The 20,732-nt window shown below is 51.8% G+C and carries 20 protein-coding genes and 1 tRNA gene; 16 read left to right on the plus strand and 5 right to left on the minus strand.

The annotated features are described in order from the left end of the window. Window positions 1–172: 172 nt before the first annotated feature. Genes HRU10_04060 through HRU10_04070 form a run of 3 tightly spaced genes read left to right on the plus strand, consistent with a single transcriptional unit; the run spans window position 173 to window position 2,643 of the window. Window positions 173–778 carry a hypothetical protein gene (locus HRU10_04060; protein ID NRA26407.1) on the plus strand — a complete coding sequence of 202 codons (606 nt, stop codon included), beginning with the start codon at window positions 173–175 and terminating at the stop codon, window positions 776–778. A gap of 21 nt (window positions 779–799) precedes the next feature. Further along, entirely contained in the window at window positions 800–1,465 is a 666-nt protein-coding gene (locus tag HRU10_04065) for a hypothetical protein (GenBank protein ID NRA26408.1), read from the plus strand. Continuing rightward, window positions 1,462–2,643: a hypothetical protein gene (locus HRU10_04070; GenBank protein ID NRA26409.1), complete on the plus strand. Its 1,182-nt coding sequence runs from the start codon at window positions 1,462–1,464 to the stop codon at window positions 2,641–2,643. The genes HRU10_04065 and HRU10_04070 overlap by 4 nt, the downstream gene beginning before the upstream one ends. Before the next feature lie 77 nt (window positions 2,644–2,720). Here the strand turns inward: HRU10_04070 and HRU10_04075 are convergent, their stop codons facing one another. Beyond that, window positions 2,721–4,208 (minus strand): carboxypeptidase M32, encoded by a 1,488-nt coding sequence (locus tag HRU10_04075; protein NRA26410.1) that lies wholly within the window; start codon window positions 4,206–4,208, stop codon window positions 2,721–2,723. Window positions 4,209–4,247: 39 nt separating this feature from the next. On the opposite strand from HRU10_04075, the gene HRU10_04080 reads away from it, so the two are divergent. Next, window positions 4,248–4,712, plus strand: a complete 465-nt coding sequence (locus HRU10_04080) for an SET domain-containing protein-lysine N-methyltransferase (protein ID NRA26411.1) — start codon at window positions 4,248–4,250, stop codon at window positions 4,710–4,712. A 170-nt stretch (window positions 4,713–4,882) separates the two neighbouring features. Here the strand turns inward: HRU10_04080 and HRU10_04085 are convergent, their stop codons facing one another. Continuing rightward, window positions 4,883–6,094 (minus strand): glycosyltransferase family 1 protein, encoded by a 1,212-nt coding sequence (locus HRU10_04085; protein ID NRA26412.1) that lies wholly within the window; start codon window positions 6,092–6,094, stop codon window positions 4,883–4,885. A 170-nt stretch (window positions 6,095–6,264) separates the two neighbouring features. On the opposite strand from HRU10_04085, the gene msrP reads away from it, so the two are divergent. The 3 genes from msrP to HRU10_04100 all read left to right on the plus strand — a co-directional run bounded on the left by msrP (window position 6,265) and on the right by HRU10_04100 (window position 8,150). Then, entirely contained in the window at window positions 6,265–7,227 is a 963-nt protein-coding gene (gene msrP, locus HRU10_04090; protein ID NRA26413.1) for a protein-methionine-sulfoxide reductase catalytic subunit MsrP, read from the plus strand. Window positions 7,228–7,382: 155 nt separating this feature from the next. Continuing rightward, window positions 7,383–7,979: a ferric reductase-like transmembrane domain-containing protein gene (locus tag HRU10_04095; protein NRA26414.1), complete on the plus strand. Its 597-nt coding sequence runs from the start codon at window positions 7,383–7,385 to the stop codon at window positions 7,977–7,979. 84 nt (window positions 7,980–8,063) lie between these two features. After that, a tRNA-Leu gene (locus tag HRU10_04100) sits at window positions 8,064–8,150 on the plus strand. 892 nt (window positions 8,151–9,042) lie between these two features. On the opposite strand, the gene HRU10_04105 is transcribed toward HRU10_04100, so the two are convergent. From HRU10_04105 to dnaB, 3 genes are read right to left on the minus strand one after another with little or no spacing between them, the layout of a single operon-like run. Further along, complete coding sequence (locus tag HRU10_04105) at window positions 9,043–9,639, minus strand: OmpH family outer membrane protein (protein ID NRA26415.1); 597 nt, start codon at window positions 9,637–9,639, stop codon at window positions 9,043–9,045. A gap of 60 nt (window positions 9,640–9,699) precedes the next feature. After that, on the minus strand, window positions 9,700–12,066 hold the full coding sequence (bamA, locus tag HRU10_04110) for an outer membrane protein assembly factor BamA (GenBank protein ID NRA26416.1): 2,367 nt from the start codon (window positions 12,064–12,066) through the stop codon (window positions 9,700–9,702). 26 nt (window positions 12,067–12,092) lie between these two features. After that, complete coding sequence (dnaB, locus tag HRU10_04115) at window positions 12,093–13,529, minus strand: replicative DNA helicase (GenBank protein ID NRA26417.1); 1,437 nt, start codon at window positions 13,527–13,529, stop codon at window positions 12,093–12,095. A gap of 159 nt (window positions 13,530–13,688) precedes the next feature. Between dnaB and HRU10_04120 the strand changes: the two genes are divergently transcribed. The 9 genes from HRU10_04120 to ftsY all read left to right on the plus strand — a co-directional run bounded on the left by HRU10_04120 (window position 13,689) and on the right by ftsY (window position 20,729). Then, the gene (locus HRU10_04120; GenBank protein NRA26418.1) at window positions 13,689–14,609 is read left to right on the plus strand and encodes a prephenate dehydrogenase/arogenate dehydrogenase family protein; all 921 of its coding nucleotides are present in this window, start codon (window positions 13,689–13,691) and stop codon (window positions 14,607–14,609) included. Continuing rightward, the gene (aroA, locus tag HRU10_04125) at window positions 14,596–15,960 is read left to right on the plus strand and encodes a 3-phosphoshikimate 1-carboxyvinyltransferase (GenBank protein ID NRA26419.1); all 1,365 of its coding nucleotides are present in this window, start codon (window positions 14,596–14,598) and stop codon (window positions 15,958–15,960) included. Before HRU10_04120 ends, aroA begins: the two co-directional genes overlap by 14 nt. Beyond that, window positions 15,957–16,610: a (d)CMP kinase gene (locus HRU10_04130; GenBank protein ID NRA26420.1), complete on the plus strand. Its 654-nt coding sequence runs from the start codon at window positions 15,957–15,959 to the stop codon at window positions 16,608–16,610. Before aroA ends, HRU10_04130 begins: the two co-directional genes overlap by 4 nt. After that, complete coding sequence (locus HRU10_04135) at window positions 16,607–17,239, plus strand: 1-acyl-sn-glycerol-3-phosphate acyltransferase (protein ID NRA26421.1); 633 nt, start codon at window positions 16,607–16,609, stop codon at window positions 17,237–17,239. The genes HRU10_04130 and HRU10_04135 overlap by 4 nt, the downstream gene beginning before the upstream one ends. A 101-nt stretch (window positions 17,240–17,340) precedes the next feature. Continuing rightward, on the plus strand, window positions 17,341–17,634 hold the full coding sequence (locus tag HRU10_04140; protein ID NRA26422.1) for an HPr family phosphocarrier protein: 294 nt from the start codon (window positions 17,341–17,343) through the stop codon (window positions 17,632–17,634). A gap of 94 nt (window positions 17,635–17,728) precedes the next feature. Then, window positions 17,729–18,814, plus strand: a complete 1,086-nt coding sequence (gene ribB / locus HRU10_04145) for a 3,4-dihydroxy-2-butanone-4-phosphate synthase (GenBank protein ID NRA26423.1) — start codon at window positions 17,729–17,731, stop codon at window positions 18,812–18,814. Continuing rightward, window positions 18,811–19,281, plus strand: a complete 471-nt coding sequence (gene ribH / locus HRU10_04150) for a 6,7-dimethyl-8-ribityllumazine synthase (GenBank protein ID NRA26424.1) — start codon at window positions 18,811–18,813, stop codon at window positions 19,279–19,281. The genes ribB and ribH overlap by 4 nt, the downstream gene beginning before the upstream one ends. Beyond that, window positions 19,260–19,727, plus strand: a complete 468-nt coding sequence (nusB, locus tag HRU10_04155) for a transcription antitermination factor NusB (GenBank protein NRA26425.1) — start codon at window positions 19,260–19,262, stop codon at window positions 19,725–19,727. Before ribH ends, nusB begins: the two co-directional genes overlap by 22 nt. Window positions 19,728–19,799: 72 nt before the next feature. Further along, window positions 19,800–20,729, plus strand: coding sequence for a signal recognition particle-docking protein FtsY (gene ftsY / locus HRU10_04160; GenBank protein ID NRA26426.1), 930 nt, complete (start codon window positions 19,800–19,802; stop codon window positions 20,727–20,729). The last annotated feature ends 3 nt before the right edge of the window (window positions 20,730–20,732 follow it).

Below are 20,732 nucleotides of genomic sequence, written 5' to 3' on the forward strand. Positions count from 1 at the left end.
AGACACGATCAACCGCTACAGCCCATCAATACTCAGGTTTGATCTCCGCCATCAGGTCTTATGGGATGGCTGTGATTCTTTTTCAGAAAACGGGATGCTTTGATGTCGCGTCAGGCCTTTTCCGGCGAGCGCACTCTTGACCTGTCGAGCATGAGAGGGATGCTCTGGAGATATGGATTCACCTCCTTCCTACGAGAGCATTATTCAGCGCCTAACAGAACGTTCTGAGCTCAAGTGGATATGGCTCACTTTAGCTCTGTTCAGCTTTTTTCCTGTGTTCTGCGTGTTAGCAATGGGTTTCTTGGTGGGAAACTGTCGCACATATGTCTACAGTGGAGTAGCTGAGGCTGCGCGACCTCAGAACTTTAAGCACTGGCTCTTGGATAGTCTCGTGGTAGGAGGGGTCTTTGTTCTGCTGGTCTGGGCGTTTCCGAGTTTACTGTCGGTCATCGGAAGGATGATAGATGCTCTCAGTATGCTCGATTTGAGTCTGTTTGAGCTCGTTCTGAATAACGTTGGGATTGGTTTTGGGCTCTGGCTTTTTAGTGGTTTTTTCCTTTTGTATCTAGATCATGGAGATTGGCGTGCTCTGCGCCATGTGCAGCAAGGATTTGTGATGAGTTTGAAGCTCTCGAAGCCCTTACTGCTTCCGATTATTGTCTGCCTGGGCTTGGCTTTTGTTTCGGGTCCGCTCGTGCTGGGGGGCGTATTCGCTGGAGCAGTTCCACTGTGTTTTTTCCTCTCGGATCTTGCTAGAAGAGCCAGTCGGTCGATGTAGGTTCTAAAAGTTTTTTAAGTCATGATTTTGAAATCAGTTTTGCTTGGGGTAGTCACGGCTGGCATGGGAGGCATGATAGCATTTGCCTATTTGATCGATGACGTACCCAAGACCCTGAGTCCCAAAGATGTCGCCGAGATGAAGGCAGCCGCAGCAGAGGATGGCGAGGATGAGGTTGGAGGGCCGACATTAGTGTATATCTTACCTAAGCGCGACAGTGGCGGTGGCCAGTATCTGCCAAAGCGGGATGCATTGATAAATGGTACGCTCAGTGAATTGGTGATCACTGAAGCTGAAATCAATGCCTGGCTGCGGGCGAATTTTTCACCTCAGAGTCAAGAGGATGATGAGGGGGGGATCGTTACTTTGAAGCCGGAAGTGCCTCAAGTGGCACTGACTCAGGGTGAAGTTCAAGTTGTGATGTATTTGGATTCTCAAGCGATGGATCGTAGAGCGCGTCTTGCTGTCGTGGGGCGGGGCACTTTTGTACAAAAAGGAAATAATTGGAAGTTCGCCTACCACCATCTTTCAGTCTCCCAAGGCCGCATCCCCTTTATCGGCGGAGTCATAGCGCAAGCCTTCGGAGCTGTTTTCCAAAAGGCTCCAGAGGGTGAAGCCTTGAGTGAGGTGTGGGATGAAATTAGCTCGATCGAGGTGCACGAGGGCGAGCTTTGGATCCAGTTGTGAAATACGGGGAGGGCAAGGCTTCTTCTTGCGGCAGTTGGATCACTGGGCTGTTGCTATACTGCCTGGGTATAGTGCCGAACTTCTCAAACGCACAAGTGTTAGCAGAGGGCGAGCATTTCGAAGTGGTGGCGAATACACTTTTAGATGCGCGGCGTATTTTAGTACGGGCCGAGGTATTAGGTGAGCGATTCGTTCAATATCTTGGACCTGCAGAAATCGATTCAGAATCAGGAGTAGGGCCACTCCCCGTGCGGATTACCATCGAAGACTCGGTCGACTTGTCCCTTCCGGAGGTCACTTGGGATGGAGCGAAGCGGCAACTGTTGTGTGCGATTGATGCGTCGGTCTTCGAGGATGAGGTAGAATTTCACTTCAGATTGACTAAAGCTTGGATTGCTCGATGGACGTGGGTGGTGCACGGAGAGTCACAAATCCCGTCTATCCCGCATTGGTTCATAGTTGGCCTGGCGATGGAGTTCCTTGCAGCCCAACATCCGGCGCTACCCACGGTGTGGGGCGAAAACATGAACGGCATCCAGTGCCTTGGCCTTGAAGAACTCGAGCGGGTGGACGTATTGGCGACACGAGGTAACGAGTCACTGCGTTTTCAGTCTTGGTTATTGTTGCGCAGTATCATGCGTGGCACAGAGAACCTGGAGGAGCGCCGCGAGATACTGGATGTTTTATTGCGTGGCTTGGGGGTCGAAGCATTTGTTTCTGAGCGTTTGTTGGGGGATCTATCACTCGGTCGACGCGTCATTGAAGCCTGGTGGCAAGTAACCCTGGAAAATACGATTTGGTCGCCGGAACGCAGCGCGCTATCGATTTTCCGTTCACGATTTGAAGTGGAGCGTCTTGCGTCTTGGTGGTCAGAAGATGAGGCGAGTGGACTTCCCGTCTGGTATCCGGCAGAAGGCTTTTTGGACGCCCGGGAAGAAACGGCCACGGATCTGAATTTAATCAACGCCCTCGAAGCGCGCATACTCGCAATAAAGCTCAAACTCCCAGAGATCAACCCCGTGTATGCTAATACCCTAATTTCACTCGGACGCTATTACGAGTCGCTCTTGGTCGGTGAGATCGAGTCGGCAGAGCTGGCCTGGACACAGTTTTCTCAAGATTGGGCCTTCGCCCGCGAAATCGGGGCAGTGGCTGATCGGGTTCTGGGAGGGCAGTAGTCTGAGGTTAAAATCATTTTCCCATAAATCTGGTCGCGCTCGGAAAGGTGGGGCCGTTTTGCCAAAACGGCCGAATACTAGGCATACAAAGGCAAATAGCGTTCTTCTAGATATCTCACCAATGCCATGTGCGACAGCGCGTTTCCGGTCGCGCGGCGGCTTAGGTCCATGAGAGGGTAGCGGCGCCCATGGGCATGTACGTTTGTCCGCAGCCATTCGAGAATTTGTGACATATCCGCCTCAGCGATTTGTTGATCAATGTCTGGAATGTCGGCTCTGAGGGTATACCAAATTTGAGCTGCAAGCATGTTGCCCAGCGTGTAACTAGGGAAATAACCAAATGCTCCGCCCGACCAGTGTACGTCTTGCAGCACGCCCTCCTGATCGTTCTCAATTTTGAGCCCCAGGTATTCTTCTGCCAGCGCATTCCATGCTTCCGGGAGGTTAGCTACTTTAAGATCACCTGAGAAAAGGCGCTGCTCCAGGTTGAAACGGAGCATGATGTGTAAGTTGTAGGTCACCTCATCCGAGTCCACGCGTATGGGAATGACACGCACTGCATTGATCGCACGATAGAGTTGCTCTGAATCGACACCAGCGAGCTGCTCCGGGAACGCTGTGCGGTATTTGGGCTCCCAGTATTCCCAAAAAGGCCGACTGCGCGCGATTTGATTTTCCCAGAGTCGACTCTGAGATTCATGCACTCCCATACCCGCATTTACTCCTAGCGCTGTGCCGCGCCAAGCGTAAGGTAGCCCCTGTTCATAGAGGCCATGGCCGGTCTCATGGATCGAAGAGAAAAGTGAGTCGAGTGGGGTGTCTTCGAAGAACCGCGTGGTCATGCGAATATCTGAGCCTGAACCAGCGCAGAATGGGTGCAGCGATTTGTCGATGCGGCCACGGGTGAAGTCGAAGCCCATCTTTGAGACGATCTCCTTGAGGAAACCCTCCTGAGACTCGACTCCAAAGCCTTTTAAAAAAGAGACGTCAGGTTGTTTGCCAGAATCGGCGATCTTTTTAACCAACGGTATGAGGGCATCACGTAGCGGCTCGAATAGGGCGGCTATCGCAGTAGCAGTCATGCCTGGATCATGTTTATCAATGCAGAAGTCGTAAGCATCCGTGGCTCCGACGAGCTCGGCATATTCGCAGGCTAGATCGATCTGTTCCTGAAGGAAGGGCGCGAAGGCTGCGAAGTCATCCTTTTCGCGAGCATCCGCCCAAGCATGGTAGGCGCGGCTGGTGGCTGAAGCGCGCCGAGCCACAAACTCGGGAGTCAGCCGCCGTGCTTCTTCAAATTGCTTCCGTGCTTCGATAACAATGCAGCGCTGGCTAGGGTCTAGAGAGTCGAATTCAGCATTCAACTCGTCCAAAAATTTGCCCAGTTTCGGACTCGTTTCCAATCCATGAACGGCGTCGGCAATCGCTGCCATCTGTTCTGCCCGAGCCTCAGTTGCGTTTTCTGGAAGAAATACCTGTTCGTCCCAGCCCAAGAGACCCTGGACCTCCTGAAGACTTGAAGTGCGTTGAAGGTGCTGAACTGTAGCGTCAAATGAGCTTTGCATCATCCACAAAACCTGAATGCTCATGGGGATACGCACAAGATGGATTTCACACAAACATCCTGGGAGAAACGCGAATCCGAGTTGGATGGTCAAGGGATCTTCGCCGTCCGAAGTATTCGAGCTGGTGAATCAATTTTGCCCTACCGGGGTCCTCGAATTCCAATGGCAGAGGTCGAAGAAAGTGATGGCCCGGTCTACTGGATGGCGTGGGATGATGATTGGGCTATTGATGGTTCTGGAGAAGATAACCCGGCGCGGTTCTTTAACCACTCTTGTGATCCCAACTGTGAGGCAATCCGACTCGATGGTGCTATTTGGATTAGAAGCATCCGTAAGGTAGAGGAAGGGGAAGAGTTGACCTTCGATTATGGATGGGGTCTGGACGGCTTATTTCAGCATGGATGTCGCTGTGGCGCACCATCGTGCGTCGGCTACATTGTTGGTGAGCCCTACCGCCCGCTTGCTAGAAAAATCCTGCGGCAGATGCAGCGTGGACGTTTGTAACATGCTGTTGAGGATGATGTCTCCCAGGTTAGAAAACAGGGCTTAATTGAAACAATGGAGATATTTCCCCAACTGCCTCCTTTGTTGTCGTCCAGCGCTTTCTATTGTTGGAGCGGTGTGCTTTGACGAAACACATTACCCAAAAAACTGAGCGAAGCGCAATTCCGGTGCTATTTTGACTCGGGGACTGGATTCTTGATCAAGCCATCTCTATCCATTCTCTCAGGTTGCGCACCGGTGTGAGTCGCTTTGGCAAGATAGTGCTCGAAATCGGAAATGATCGATGACCAAGGGATGCCCGCAGTTGCCTGTTCGGCTGCGTCACGCATCTCAGCCCAATGGTCGTCGGCATGAGAGGCTTCTAAGGCTTTTTCGATAAAATGTTTGGGATCATCAAAGCGCGCCAGAAAGCCATTGATACCGTCGTTGATGAAACGTTGTCCCGCGGCGTAGTCGTATACTATCGAAATAAGTCCCGAAGTCATAGCCTCGGTCACCACATTTCCAAATGTTTCCGAAGTGCTGCCGAAAAGAAATAGGTCAGCTGAGGCGTAGTGGGTGGCAAGGTCTGTGCCGTAGCGCATACCAGCAAAATGTATGTCAGGGTATGTCTTCTCTAGCTTGGCCCTCACTGGGCCGTCGCCAACTACGACCATGCGTGCATCGGTCAGTCGCTGGCGTATTTTGTAGAAAGCTTCAATGGCGAGAGGAATATTTTTTTCGGCTGCAGCGCGACCCACGTAAATGGCCACCGGGGTGTCATCACTGTTAGCGCCCCAACTTTTCCTCAGTGACGCATCACGCCGTTTGCGATTGAAAAGCTCCCTATCCACGCCACGGCCCAGATAGATGAGACGTTCAAAAGACTCTTTTTCGAGTGACTCGATTAGGTCGTGCGAGGGTGCGAACGTGTAGGCACAGCGGTTGTGAAACCAGCGCAAAAAACTAAGCATGGTCGATGTCAGCCATTTAGCCCCGTAATCCTCGCAATACAGCTGGAAGTTGGTGTGGAAAGTAGAGGTCACCGGTATGCGGAGGCGTCGAGCCGCCAATAGGGCGGCGATACCGAGAGGGCCTTCGGTCGCGATATGCACGACATCAAACGACTCTGCTCTCATCAGCGTTTTTAGGCGGAAGTAAACAGGCAGCCCCATCTGAATACCCGGGTATCCGATGAGCGGAATACCTGGAACGGTCACTTCCTTAGCTGAATCAAGTGGATCTACACCGATCGGGTTCTTTTGCCTGTCCGCCCTTTGTGCTGGGCGTACCACGGTTACCTGGTGTCCGCGAGCACCTAGACCATCCACAAGGCGCCGATTGGTCATGGCAACCCCGTTGACCTCGGGTGGAAATGTTTCAGTGACGATACAAATATTCATCGTGAGGGTCGGGTGGGCTTTGAGAAAAGTAAATCGTGGTTATTTTTTTGGGAAGACAGGGCAATGGACTGAACTCCGGGAATAAATCAATGTTTATAAACTTCGGTTTCTTACGTGGAAGCATGAGCGACCACTTGTATTTTACTTTTAGCCCTCAGCACCCTAATGACATGCATCTCCCAAAAAAACCTTCCTGGCATATTTCCGAGAATGAAGTAACTCCCGAGCACTGGGTAATAAGCAGGCGAGACATGTTAGCAAAAGCTGGTCTCGGGATCGCTTCGCTGTCACTCGGACTGAGTCACAGTCAAGGAGCGAGTGCTGGTTTCCCTACAGAACGCAATCCAAAGTATAACGGTGATGGACTGGAGTTAAATACCTGGGAGCACGCGACAGAGTGTAACAACTTTTATGAGTTTGGGTTTGGGAAGGGTGATCCTGTGAAAAACGCGAATAAGGGATGGGATCCCGAGCCATGGACCATCGAGGTCGGGGGTAAGGTGAAAAAACCTGGGAAATTTGATGTGAACGACCTCGTTAAAGAATTTGGGATCGAGCAGCGCGTATATCGATTTCGCTGTGTGGAAGCTTGGTCGATGATTGTGCCGTGGGACGGATTTCCGCTGAGCAAGCTGTTGAGTAAGGTAGAGCCCGAGAATGATGCAACGTATGTCCGTTTTGTCACAGGTATCGAACGCGAACACATGGTAGGTGTTCGAGAAGCGCCGCGTTACCCATGGCCCTACCGCGAAGGGTTGAGGATGGATGAAGCCATGCATGATTTGACGCTTATGGTAACCGGTATGTTCGGAAAACCGCTACCCAATCAAAACGGTGCGCCGATTCGCTTGATGGTGCCCTGGAAATACGGTTTCAAATCCATAAAAACAATCCAGAGAATCGAGGCGGTCAGCAGCCAGCCCGGTACGCTTTGGAACGAATTAGCGCCTCGAGAATACGGCTTTTACGCCAATGTGAATCCCGAGGTGAGCCACCCACGTTGGTCTCAAGCGCGTGAGCGTGTTCTTGGATCGGGCTTTTTCGACGGAAAGGTGCCGACACTCATGTTTAACGGATATGAGGAGGAAGTTGCTGGGCTTTATCAGGGTATGGATCTACGCCGGTTCTATTGAGTCCAGTATTTTCAGAATCCGCGAATTCATGCGAATGCACGCTAATAACTTTAGAGGATGTGAACTTCTGACCAAGTTGAAGTCCTCATTGGTTGGTTGATAGACTTGAATACAGATTCAATTAGAAATTCGCGTTCATTCGCGTGCATTGGCGGATGAAAAAAATCATCGGTTGGGCTATACATGTCGCGCTTGTGACCCCGATTCTTGTCCTGATCGCATTGGCGTTCGGTAACCGACTTGGCGTCGATCCGGTGAAGACAATGCTCGATGCTACGGGCACCACTGCCTTAGTCATTCTGACAATCTCTCTATCGTTGACTCCATTTTCGCGCCTGACCCATTGGCGGATTGCGAAGATCTTCAAAGGCAAGTCTCGAGCAATTGGTTTAGCGGTGTTTTGGTATGTGAGCGCACACTTGTGCCTGCAAATCCTTTATGAAGGTGGGCTCGGATGGCTGCCAGAGACGATCGACAAACCCTTCATCTATTTCGGTATGGCGGGGTGGGGAATCTTGTTGGTGTTGGCTGTTACAAGTTGGGACCGCATCAAACGGAGGCTTGGTGGCAAAGCCTGGAAACGTCTCCATCGTATGGCTTACGTGGTCGGTATCTTAGCGATGATTCACTATGGAATGGCGGGGAAAGGGCACCGGGATCAGGCACTCGTTTATCTATTGATTGTTTTAGGACTGCGCGCCGCTGAAAAGTTGAAGAGTCATTGTCAAAGAACGTATACAGATCGCGGTTGATCCATAGATACGCGAGAATGTGATCTTTGAGCTTATTCGAGGCTTGCTGGGGGTATCATTGAACTACCATAATAAACATTCCGGGCCCAGATGGCGGAATCGGTAGACGCTGGAGACTTAAAATCTCTTGCCCGTAAGGGCGTGCGGGTTCAAGTCCCGCTCTGGGTACCATTACGATTAGACGGTTTTGGTAAGACTGTTGTTATTGGCGGATGAGGTTAGTTTCGCGCCGGGACGTGTGCGTGGTTAGGTTTTGGTCTTTTTGTGATCCGCTAATGGACGCTAATATTTTGCTTTGAGTTCGTAGCGGGCTTCTCTTGCGACTGGGAGCTGTGGGTTAGCTGCGACCTAATCATTGGGCGTTATGGCGATCTGCCCCTGCCGGTGGTACCTGACACATACTATACGAATTCAGTCACTCAGAATCTCCGGTTTCGTCCGGACGCCCGGTCATTATAAAGCATATCCTCTCCAACTATAGAAGACACTGGAGGGTGGGGCAACGTGGCTGCCGAAGATATGGCATATGTATATGCAGCACGCTTCGAAATAGCCGCGGAATACGCAGAAACGCGCGGAATTTGAAAATAGGGGCGTGTAGCTTCTCCCAGAAAAGGCTTCCGCGGAATTCCGCGTTTTCTGCGGCATAAAAACGGGCTTTAGGAGTGTGCACTTGTCCCTGGGCTGCGTTTTAGTCTTTTTGTGATCCGCTAATGGACGCGAATAAACGCGAATGTTTTGCTTTGGGATCGCGGCTGTTTGTCCAAGAAATCGGTAATTTGTTTTATTGAGGTAAACGAATCATTTTTATGCCCGAGTGTCGTTTGGGGGAACGCATTCAAGCTGAGACTGCACGCGTAGAGTGATGGCGATAGCGATTGCTTAACCTTCGTTTTGATCCACCCCGTGACAATCGCTCTCGCGATCACCCTACAAAACCCGTGTTTACTGAGATCAAAACGAGTCGCTTTTCCAAAGCGTCAACGGATTCCCAAGCAAACAAAAAGCCTCACCAGTCGATGGTGAGGCTTTTTTGTCTAAATATTATAAGTTGTCGTGGAGCCTATTCAGTCGCCTCGGGCGCGGGATCTGGTGTTGGCGTTTCAGCTGGTGCATCTGCATTGAGGATGGCGAGCACGGCTTCTGTGCGATCGTAGAGTCCATCGACATACACGAAGCTCGCTACGTTAGTGCTATTTACGACCATATCGGCGCCTTGCGATTGCGCGTATTGGCTAACGACCTCGCGGATCTTAGTTAGGTTTTGGTTGCTGATTGAGGCACGTCGTTGGTTGAGCGTCTGGCTTTGTTGAGCCTGAAACTGACCTAGTTCCTGTGATGCTTGGCGCAGTTGCGCTTCGAGTCCACGTGCACGCTCACCGGCTTCACGTCGGGCATCTTCAGTGAGAGCCTCGTTGCGGAAGCGCGCGACTTGTTCGTCGTAGGCTTCACGCGTCGGTAGCATCGTCGCTTCCATCTCTTCGATTTCTGTGCGAACTTCGCTGACAGCAGATTCTAATTTAGCTTCGGCCGCTTTGACTTCGTAGAACTCACGGAAAAGCGTCTCCATGTCCACAGAGATTATCTTTGGAGCCTGTTGGGCGTGTGAGAGTTGGGCTAGGCTTACCAAAGCAAGGAGGGCGATAGCGTTTTTGATCATTGGTGTTTTAATAGTTCTTTAGGTGGAAAATAAGGGTGACAGGCAATCACAGGGAAAGGTTCAAAAGCGAGATCCAAATGAGAAGTGGAATTGGTTTCCTACGTCTTCATTATCCTCAGAAGTGGTGATCGGAATTCCATAGTCGAGGCGCAAGGGGCTACCCATGACCATGATGCGAAGGCCGAAACCAAAGTTGTCGTTGTAACGCTCTGGACTGAAATCCCAAGAAGTGGGCTCGACAAAACCAGCATCGTAAAAGACGGCAACGCGAATTGGATCAGCGATCGTGAAGGTGTATTCCAAGCTGGCCATGGCATAGCTGTTACCTCCGGCAGGTTCTCCCCCTTCATACGGGCCAACCTCTCGGAAATCGAAGCCGCGCAATGACTGTGGCCCACCCAAGAAAAAGCGATCGTAGAAAGGAACGTCTTCGTCGTTGCCGCTGTAGGGTTGGATGGCACCACCGCGCAACAATACCGAAAGGGTTTGTTCGATGGGGAACCGGAATGTCTGGAAGTAGCGAGCCCCGCGGAACTCTACTTTGTAGTAATCTACGTCGCCTCCAAATATACCTCCGGCAAAATTTTGCTGAACCGAATAGCGCGAGCCGCGAGTTGGGAAGACCAAGCGATTCCGTGTGTCACGGAGAAGTAAGAGGCTGACCTTAGAGACGACTTCTTCAATCTCACCGTCAGGGCCTGCTAACTCGCGTAAGAACGGAGGAGCAAAACTGGAAATGTCGTCGATCTGAACATTTTCCAATCCGTAGGCGATGCGACCATCCACCACCTCGAAGAGCCGTTTCCTGAGGTATATTTCAAATCCGGTTCGGAGTTCATCGTAAAGTGATGAGTTGAACTCAGATTGGCGCCGATAGACCTCAAAACCAAAGCCAAGCCGTTGTTCAAAGAGCCAGGGTTCTTCGAAGGCCAAAACGATTTCGTTACTCCGAGAACCGATTTGAAAGCGTAGGCGGAGTTTCTGGCCATCTCCTTGAAAACCCGACCTCCAATTAAAGATATCAAAATTCCCTTGAGTGACTTCTGCAAAGAAGACCAGGTTCTCTAGGGAGCTGAAGCCCGCACCAAAGGTGAAGTTGCCCGTTCGGCCTTCGCGGACCGCGATACGCAGATCTTTGCGCCCCGGAATGTTGGTGTCTTCTGGGGAGAGCTGCACGCCAGCTGGATCTTCAAAAAAGCGCGTTGCTTTGAGACGTTCCTCGGAATTTCGCATGCGGACCGTGTCGAACACATCGCCTGGAGCCAGGGCCAATTCACGGAGGATAACGCGGCTCTTCGTCTTGGTATTGCCATCGATATTGATGGATTCGACAAAAAATTTATCACTTTCATCGATCAGGAAAACTAGGTCGATATCCCGAGTGGTTAAGTTGGGGCGTCGTTCGGCACGCACGAATGTTTCGAGGTATCCTTGGGAGCCATAATAGTCTCGGATCGCTTGGACTGCTTCGTCGATTTTTTCTGGAGAAAAGACGGCCCCGGGTTGTAGGCGCATCGAGCGACGAAGTTCCTCGGCTGTGTAGATGGTGCTGCCACTGAAATCTATATTGCCCACGTAGTAGCGCGGTCCTTCTTCCACGGTGATGTGGATGATCAACTCATTCTCGTCGTCAGGGAAATCAAGGCGGACTTCTTCCTCAGGAATATTGATGTCGAGATACCCTTCATTTTTGTAGAAAGTTTCTAGAAGGGTAAGGTCTTCGTCGAATTCATCCGCATTGAATTTTCCTCCACCGGTAAGCCAAGAAAAGAACCACCACTCACGGGTTTCCATCTCTCCACGCAGGCGGCGTTCACCTACAGAATCGTTTCCATAAAAGCGGATGTCATCAACTTTGATTTTGACCCCTTCGTCTATGGTGTAAGTGACCTGGGCCGTTCCGCGGACTCGGTCGCGCACCACATTGTAATCGATATTGATGTTCGAAAAACGCTTTTTTAGGTAATACTCGCGCAACTTTTCCAAGCCTGAGGCTACCTGGAATTCGTCGAGAAAGGTGCCGCGTCGGAGCTCAGTCTCACGGAGAAGGCGCCGGTTGGATATCCGATCGTTCCCGACAAATTCGATGGACTCTATTTTATATTTGGGACGGACCACAAAGGTCACAATGACGCGTGTGTCGCTTAATCGTTCCAGGTCGACTTCAATAAACTCAAAGAGCCGGGTCCCATAAAGAACGCGGATCGACTGATCAATTTTGCCCTGGTTATACTCGTCGCCAGCGACCATCTGGATGTTGCCCCGAATGTAGGCTTCGCTGACGGATTTCACTCCGTCGAACCGAACATCGAGTCGTTCGACAATGACCGGTGCCTCAGAAGCCTGAGGGTTAAGCGGTTGAGCCTGAGAGAATGTTGCCCCAATTAATAAGGCTGTGAGGAAGAGAGAAACTCGCGTAAGGAGCATGGGATCTGCGTGGGTTTATCGCACGATCAGGCAGTAAAATTTTCGTAGCGTGTATACTGTCTGACAAAAGTTAAAGGCACTTCTCCTACTGGTCCATTCCGTTGCTTGGCAATGATTAAATTGATCTTCTCAACATCGCCCGGGAGGCCGGTGTCACCGTTTTCACCCTCTCCCTCGCCGCGCGGTCGGGAGAGAAGGAACACGACATCAGCGTCTTGTTCGATAGATCCAGACTCACGCAAATCGGAGAGGCGTGGGTCGCGTTTTTCTTTTTCGGATTCACGATTTAGCTGCGACAAAACAATTACGGGAACGTTGAGTTCCTTAGCCATGCTCTTCAGGCCCCGTGATATTTCTGAAATCTGTTGCTCGCGCGGGGCTCGGGCATCGGATCCACTGGCAAGTTGAAGGTAGTCCATGACGATGAGCTTCAGTGGGACGCGTGCTGCTAGGCGTCGTGCTTTCGCCCGCATCTCCATGATGGTGAGGCCTCCAGAGTCGTCGATGTAGAGAGGCGCGGTCTTGAGCTCTTTAGCAGCCTGCCCCAATTTTCGTTGCTCCTCAGAGTTTAAAAATCCGTCACGAATTCGCTTGGCATTGACCCGCGCTCGACAGCAGAGAAGACGCATCGCCAGTTGGTCCGCTCCCATTTCTAGTGAAAACACCATGCACGCGCCCGGTTCACTGCTACTGGATGAATCGGGTAATACGCAATGCTCCGCAAAATTCATTGCCAGCGATGTTTTTCCGACCGAAGGCCGCGCTGCTAGCACAATCATTTGGGTCGGATGGAAGCCAAACGTCATGCCATCGACATCTTTAAATCCACTGCGCACACCGAAATTGGACGACTTACCTTCGATGAGTGCTGCGATCTGCGCCCCCACTTCTTCAATCGGTTCGCGGATGTGTTTAGCGGCTTCAGTGACGCGTTCCTGACTTATTTTAAAGACGTCCTGTTCTACCTCCTCGAGGAAGGCGTCGACGCTATCCTGAGCCTCAAAACAGCGCTCAAGCGTTTTCGATGTCGTGCGGATCAATCGCCGCACGATCCATTTTTCTTTGATGATCTCCAGATAATAAGAGGCGTAGAGCGTTCCGTCGATGTTCTCAGTTAATTGGTTAATTGCATGGATGCCCCCGACTTCTTCCAAATTACCCTTTTTACGGATGTGTTCAGACAGGATGATCTCGTCGAAGGGTTTACCTTCATTGTAGAGCTCGCTCATTGCCTGATAAATCAATTGGTGAGCTGGCTTGTAAAAGGCCTCTGGACGGATGCGTGCATCGATACACGTAGTCATTGTATCGCGACCACCGTCATTAATGCAGGCACCCAGCAAGGCAGCCTCTGCGACAAGATCATGCGGTGGGGTGCGGCCCGACATATCGGGCGTGTCGCTGGGTGGCCTCGGGGGTCGTTTTCCTGCCGGAGCGCGCGAGGCAAAGTCAGTGGATTCCATATTTGTATAAAAGCGGCTTAGATCAAAAAATTCTGGGTGAGGCACATTGCTGGCCGATTGCTGTTTTGGCCATTAAAAGTTGCCACGATTGTTTTGTGAACAACCCGCATAGACTCGGTGGCGAAATAGCCCGAATCCTTCTCTGGGGAGTGCGTCAAAATGCATAAGGACTCGACAGTCTCGGCGCTTAGAGCTTTTCAGTGGTCTGTGTTTCAGACGGTAACCATAATCGGCCCAGGATTATTGGGGGCATCTGCCGGCATGGCAATGCACGCCAATGGTCTCGCCAAACGAGTCGTATGCTCTACGCGCAGAGTGGAGACGCGTCTGGCTTGTGAGCAGGCTGCTTGGTGCGATGCGGCTTATGCAGACGCGTCTGACGCGGTGGTTGATGCCGACTTCGTCATAATTTGTACCCCGGTTCACACGATCCTTCCTCTTTTGGAAGCAGTTGGTAGGAATTTGAAGCCCGGTTGCATCGTTACTGATGTGGGCAGTACCAAGGGTTTGATTGTGCGCGGTGCGCGTGGGCTAGTCCCGGCTGGAGTGCACTTCGTGGGGTCGCATCCCATGGCGGGCTCGGAAAAGAGCGGTTTCGCAGCAGCCCAAATGGACTTATTTCAGGGGCGTGCCTGTTTCGTGACACCGCTTCCTGATACGGATTCTGAAGCAGCCGCCCAGGTTGTTAAGTTCTGGCGTCGCATGGAGATGACCGTCGAAAGCATCGACCCAGAAAGGCACGACGAGATCGTCGCTAATATTTCCCATTTACCTCATTTACTCGCCTCAACGTTGGCAGCTTACCTGGACACTCGGCCCCACCCGTGGCGCGATTTTGCCGGGGGCGGACTGCGTGACACCACACGCGTGGCAGCGGGAGACCCTCAGATGTGGAAAGAGATTACCGAGCAAAACGCGGAGGAAATCCTCCGGGCCATCGAAGGCTTCGAACAAGAATTACAGGCCTTGGCATCTGCGATTCGCAATGGACAGGGCTTTTCGATTCAAAGCATACTCGAACGCGGACAGGCTTATCGCCAACGCCTTCAACCCAGACCTTCCGACTATGACTCCGCTTAGCGACCCTCACGTCATTCAACCCTTTACCCAGCCTATTAATGGCTCCGTCTCCCTCCCGGGCTCGAAGAGTATTTCGAACCGCTCCCTGCTGCTGGCGGCGATGAGCCAGCGGCGCGTGGTATTGCATGACTGTCTATTCAGCAGAGACACTGAAATTATGATGCAGGCGCTCCAGACGCTTGGATTTACGGTCGAGTCCGATCCGGTTACACGCCGCATTGAGGTCGAAGGATTAGGAGGGTCTATACCGGTCGCAGAAGCTGACATCGATGTGGGGAACTCCGGCACCTCGGCGCGGTTGCTGACAGCCTTTTTAGCTATCCGTAATGGGGGAGTGTATCACTTAGACGGCGATGAGCCGATGCGCAAAAGGCCGATGCGCGGCTTGTTGACCGCATTAGAGAGTTCGGGTGCGGCGACGATTGAGTATCATGCGGAACCTGGCTTTTTCCCATTTACACTGAAGACGCACGGTTATGCCGGAGGGACGATGAAAGCTGATGCCTCGGAGAGCAGCCAGATCTTATCTGCTCTGATGATGGCGCTTCCTTTTGCCAAGAAAGACACCACTGTTCACGTGCTCGGAGTAAAGATGCGCACCCCCTATGTGGTGATGACTCTCGATATGATGGAGCAGTTTGGACAGGCGGGCTCATGCGACTTTACCACGCTTACCTTCCATATCTCAGCGGGTTGTCCTTACCCCGATGCACCAGCAAATTATGTGGTTGAGCCGGATGCTTCGGCAGCGAGCTATTTTCTGGCATTGCCAGCAGCTACAGGTGGTGAATTGACAATTCACGGGTTGGGGGCCGCTCGACTACAAGGTGATTTGGAATATGCACAGGTGTTGGAACATGCGGGTTTAAAAATTGAGCGCGATTTGGACCGCTGGATCGTCCGCGAAGCTGAGTCGGGGCTGGTGGGGGCGACCACGGATTTTTATCAGATTAGCGATACCTTCCTTACTCAAGCTGCCGTTGCTGCTTTGATGGAGACGCCGACCCGAATTACAGGAATCGGGCATACACGACACCAAGAAACCGATCGAATCGCAGCCATGGCGACAGAGCTGGGTAAATTGGGTGTTCGCGTGGAAGAAGGTGAGGGGGAGATGACGATTTATCCTGATCGAGCTAAAATGCGAGAAGTGGCTGCGGATGGGCCGATTGCCATTGATACTTACGAGGATCACCGGGTAGCCATGAGCTTCGGGGTTCTGGGTTCTTATGACCTTTTTGGCGATGGACGACCATGGATTTCTATCAAGGATCCGAAGTGTTGTAGTAAGACTTTTCCTGACTTTTTTCATGTCCTTGAATCGCTGAGAGAGGAAAGCGTCACCGCATGAGCATGGGCATTTTGATCACTATTGATGGGGGTGCGGCGACAGGAAAGAGCACTACATCTCGCGCTGTCGCCGAACGGCTGGAACTGATGCATGTCGACACGGGCTCACATTACAGGACCTTGAGCTTGCTGCTTCTCCGTGCGGGTGTTGCGGCCGAAGCTGGGGCGGAAATCGAGTCAGCGCTCGCTGAATTTCCGTTGAATACGGTTTTGGTTGGCAGGTCAGCCTACCTCGCCGTGGATGGACAAGCCCCACAAGATTCAGAAATACGCAGCGAGGCGGTGAATGCTTCGGTCTCCGCATATTCTGGCATTCCCTCTGTGAGAGAGAAACTCAAGGCCTACCAACGTGCTCAGCTGGGCGATGCTGTGGATCGAGGTTTTCGGGGCTTGGTCATGGAGGGGCGCGATATCGGGTCGGTCATCTTTCCCGATGCACAGCATCGTTTTTTCCTGGAGGCAGATCCCGAAACGCGAGCACAGCGCCGCGCTGCCGAGGGCCAAACCGACTCCATCGAAGAACGTGATCGGAAAGACTCGTCGCGAAAAACAGCTCCGCTCGTATGCCCGCAAGGTGCGCTGCAAATCGATACCGGCGTCTTTTCCGTCGACGCTGTGGTGGCCCAGATTGTGGAGGCGGTCTCGGAATGATTTACGCCATCGTTCAGTTCCTTTCGAAAATGTTTTTCCGTATCGGGTTTGGGCAGAAAGTGTACGGCCTTGAGCACATTCCCCGAGAGGGTGCCTTCTTACTCGCAGCCAACCATGCAAGCCATTTCGATCCTCCCGCTATTGGCTGCCCACTTCCCAGGCATATTTGCTATTTCGCTAGAAAGACACTGTTCAAAGGTTTTTTTGCCTGGGTGCTCCCGCGTTTGAAAACGATCCCCGTGGACCGCGATGGAGATTCTGACGTATCTGCTCTTAAACGCGTGTTTAAAGAACTGAATAACGGCGAGGCATTGATTCTCTTTCCAGAGGGTACCCGGACAGAAGATGGTAATCTCCAGCCCGCAAAACGCGGCGTGGGTATGATCGCTTGCCGTACGCAAGTTCCGGTGGTGCCGGTGAGGATTTACGGTTCTTTTGAAGCGCTGAGCCGCTTCGATAAACGCCCCAATTTTGGCAAGAAGATCACAGTCGTATATGGATCACCATTGGATTCAGAGATCTATGACCCGGGTAAGGAAGCAGGCAAGGAGCGCTACCAGATTGCATCTGAGCGGATCATGGAGGCCATTACTGCGCTTGAGAATCCACGTGCCGCGTCGTTTAACTAAATCCTTTTCAGTAAAAACATGGCTAAGGACAGCAGAAAATTCCTTGCCGTGTTGAAAATCGCTCACTTTGTTTCCCATTCCAGAATCGGTGCCTACCTACTATGACTACCTCATCTGAAAACGAGTATTCCCGAACCATCGAAGTTAAAAACAAAATGGGAATTCATGCACGACCTGCGGCCATGATCGTAAGAATCGCCAATAAGTATGATGCGGAACTGTGGGTCGAAAAGGATGGAGAGCAGGTAAACGGCAAGAGCATCATGGGCCTGATGATGCTGGCTGCTGGGCAGGGTTCGAGCCTCAAGTTTGTGGCAAGTGGTGATAGCGAGACTTCAGAGAAATTGCTCGGAGAGTTGGACGAGCTGTTTCTGCGTAAATTTGACGAATCTTAGGTCTGAAGGTTTTTAATTGGGCTGGTTATGTGCCCATTTAGGTCTTTCCACTTTTTTGTTTGAGAAGACTGGCTGCCAGAGCATGGTGCCGTTTATGGAAGATACTCCCTTTGATCCGATCGAAGATGCCATCCGCGATATTGCTGCGGGTAAGATGGTTATCGTCACCGACGATGAGGATCGCGAAAATGAAGGCGACCTGATCATGGCGGCCTCGAAAGTGACTCCTGAGGCCATAAATACAATGATCCGCTACTGCAGTGGTATTATTTGTGTGCCCATGCTGACCCCTCAGCTGAAACGCCTCGGGATTCAACGGATGGTCGCTGAGAACCGAGAGGTGCATCGGACTGATTTCACCGTATCTGTCGACGCGGCTGAGGGGATTACCACAGGCATCAGCGCCTTTGATCGCGCCGAAACGATCCGGTTGCTTGCTGATCCTAAATCAACGCCCGACCAACTTGTTCAGCCGGGGCACGTTTTTCCGCTGAGGGCTCAGGCTGGCGGGGTCCTTCAACGTGCAGGACATACGGAAGCATCGGTTGATTTAGCGCAATTAGCCGGCTTGCATCCAAGCGGGGTGTTGTGCGAACTAATGAACGATGATGGCACGGTGGCACGTTTGCCGCGGTTGATCGAATACAAAAAGCAGTTTGGCCTAAAACTCGTTTCGATTGCAGACTTGATCGAGTATCGTCGTCGTCGCGAGCAGTTGGTTTCATTGGTCGCACGCCAAGATATAGAGTCGGAGTGGGGGAATTTTACTTTGCATGTATTCAAGAGTGCCCTGGATGAGCGCTATCATTACGCCCTCAGTCAGGGAGTGCTCGGTGAGGAGCCCACCCTCGTTCGGGTTCAGCGCCAAAATTTGCTGAGCGATGTTTTCGGCGTTCATGGTAACGGCGCTGCAAGCTTTCGCGATGGTATGCAGCATGTGGCCAATGCAGGTGGGGGTGTCGTGGTTTACATTGCGCATTCGCAGGGAGGACTCCGAGTCGAAGAAGGAGAGATCAGTATTAAAGCTGGGGCTATGGATCTCCGTGAGTATGGTCTGGGTGCCCAAATATTGTCTTTCCTTGGCCTTAAGAAAATCCGTCTGCTGACAGCCACGCCACGCAATGTGGTCGCGCTGGAAGGCTATAATCTAGAAATCGTTGAACACGTATCTTTCTCATGAGCGAAGCAACTCATTCTGACTTGGGAATTCGGGCCACGGGTATGAATTTTGGCATTGTGGCCGCCCGATTTAACGAAACTTATGTCGATGCGTTGGTTGATCGTTGCCGCGTTTATATTGAAGAGGCCGGTGGCACTGTAACTGTAGATCGCGTGCCTGGATCTGGAGAATTACCCTTCGCCGCATCGGCTTTTGCCCGCGGTGAATTTGATGCTCTCATCGCCCTGGGTCTGGTTTTGAAGGGAGAGACCGATCACCATAATCATTTGGCTCACGCCACCGGAGCAGCGCTACAGCAAGTAGCGATCGATTCTGGAATTCCCGTGATCAACGGGATAATTGTCGTTAACAACGAGGAGGAAGCCGACGCACGCACACTCGGTTCTATCAATCGTGGGCTTGAGTTTGGTAGGGCAGCTGTTGAAATGGCACATTTTCGTAAGACATGGATGAAGAACCACCAGTAAAAAAGCCGCCTCAGCGACGAGCCAATCGCATCGCAGCGGTTCAGTTTCTCTACAGCTGGGAGCTCAATCGTCCAGAAATACTCTCTGATGGACTACGCTTATTTTTTGAGAATCTAGATGAGAGTCGCCCCTATTATCTATTTGCCGAAGAATTGGTCCATGGTGCTCTGGATCATCTTGATTCGATCGATGAGATTATCAAAGAGCGCACGGCCAATTGGGACTTTAACCGTATCGCTAAAGTGGATCTATCTATCCTACGGTTGGCAATTTTTGAGCTGAATCATCGACTCGACATCCCACCGATTGTCTCGATCAATGAAGCCATTGAGCTATCTAAGATCCTTTCGAACACAGACTCAAAACGCTTTATTAACGGTATCCTGGACCAGTTGAAGGCGAAGTTGAACCGTCCGCTGAGGACTGCGGTTCAAGATGATTTCTAGATCAGAGACTGGATAGGAATTTATCATCGGAAATCGGCATAGATAGCTTTTCTCAGGCATACGATCGCTCAAATGGCCTTTCTTGAAAAATTTCGCGCGGGATTTCGCAAGCATACACCGACATTCCACAAAGCAGCGGTCAGCCTATTCGGCGGACGGCGGTTGACGGAGGACGATTTGGAGATGTTGGAGGAGGCGTTGTATGGCGCCGATTTTGGGGTGGAGACAACTGAAGAAATCTTGGAAGAGATACAGTCCGCGTATAAGAAGAATAAAGAACTGAAAGGGCAGGAGGCTCTGGAAATTGGTCGGAGTGTGCTTGTCGAAGCGCTGTCGGGTGCAGCGGGTCGTTTTGAAGCCAAGGCGAATGTCGATGGCCCGCGTGTTGTGTGCTTGGTCGGCATCAATGGTTCGGGAAAGACGACCACCACGGCCAAACTGGCTCAACACTATACTGAGGCCGGTGCTAAGGTGATCCTCGGCGCATGCGATACATTCCGCGCTGCGGCTAACGAGCAGTTGCAGGCATGGAGTGATCGGCTAGATATCGAAATGGTGTCGAGCCATCATGGAGCAGATGCCGCGGCAGTGGCGTTTGATGCCCTGGCAGCCGCAAAGAAGCGTGAAGCTGATGTGCTTTTACTCGATACGGCTGGGCGTCTCCATACCAAGAGCAACTTAATGGACGAGCTCAAGAAATTGAAGCGTGTGCTTCAGAAGCAAGATGCGGCCTTACCGCATGAGAGTTGGCTCGTTGTCGACGGCTCCATTGGATCGAACTCCATTGAGCAGGCCCGTGTCTTTCACCAGGAATTTGGCCTGACGGGATTGATTATTACCAAGCTCGACGGCACCAGTCGTGGCGGAGCGATCGTCGGGATCTATCGCGAGCTGCAGCTCCCTATTTTCTATGTCGGGTTGGGAGAGAAGCCTGAGGACCTGATGGTGTTTGAGCCGGAAGCCTATAGCGAAGCGATCTTCGATGCTTCCCTTGTGGAATAATCT

It is taken from the genome of Opitutales bacterium (assembly GCA_013215165.1).
Lineage (GTDB): Bacteria > Verrucomicrobiota > Verrucomicrobiia > Opitutales > JABSRG01 > JABSRG01.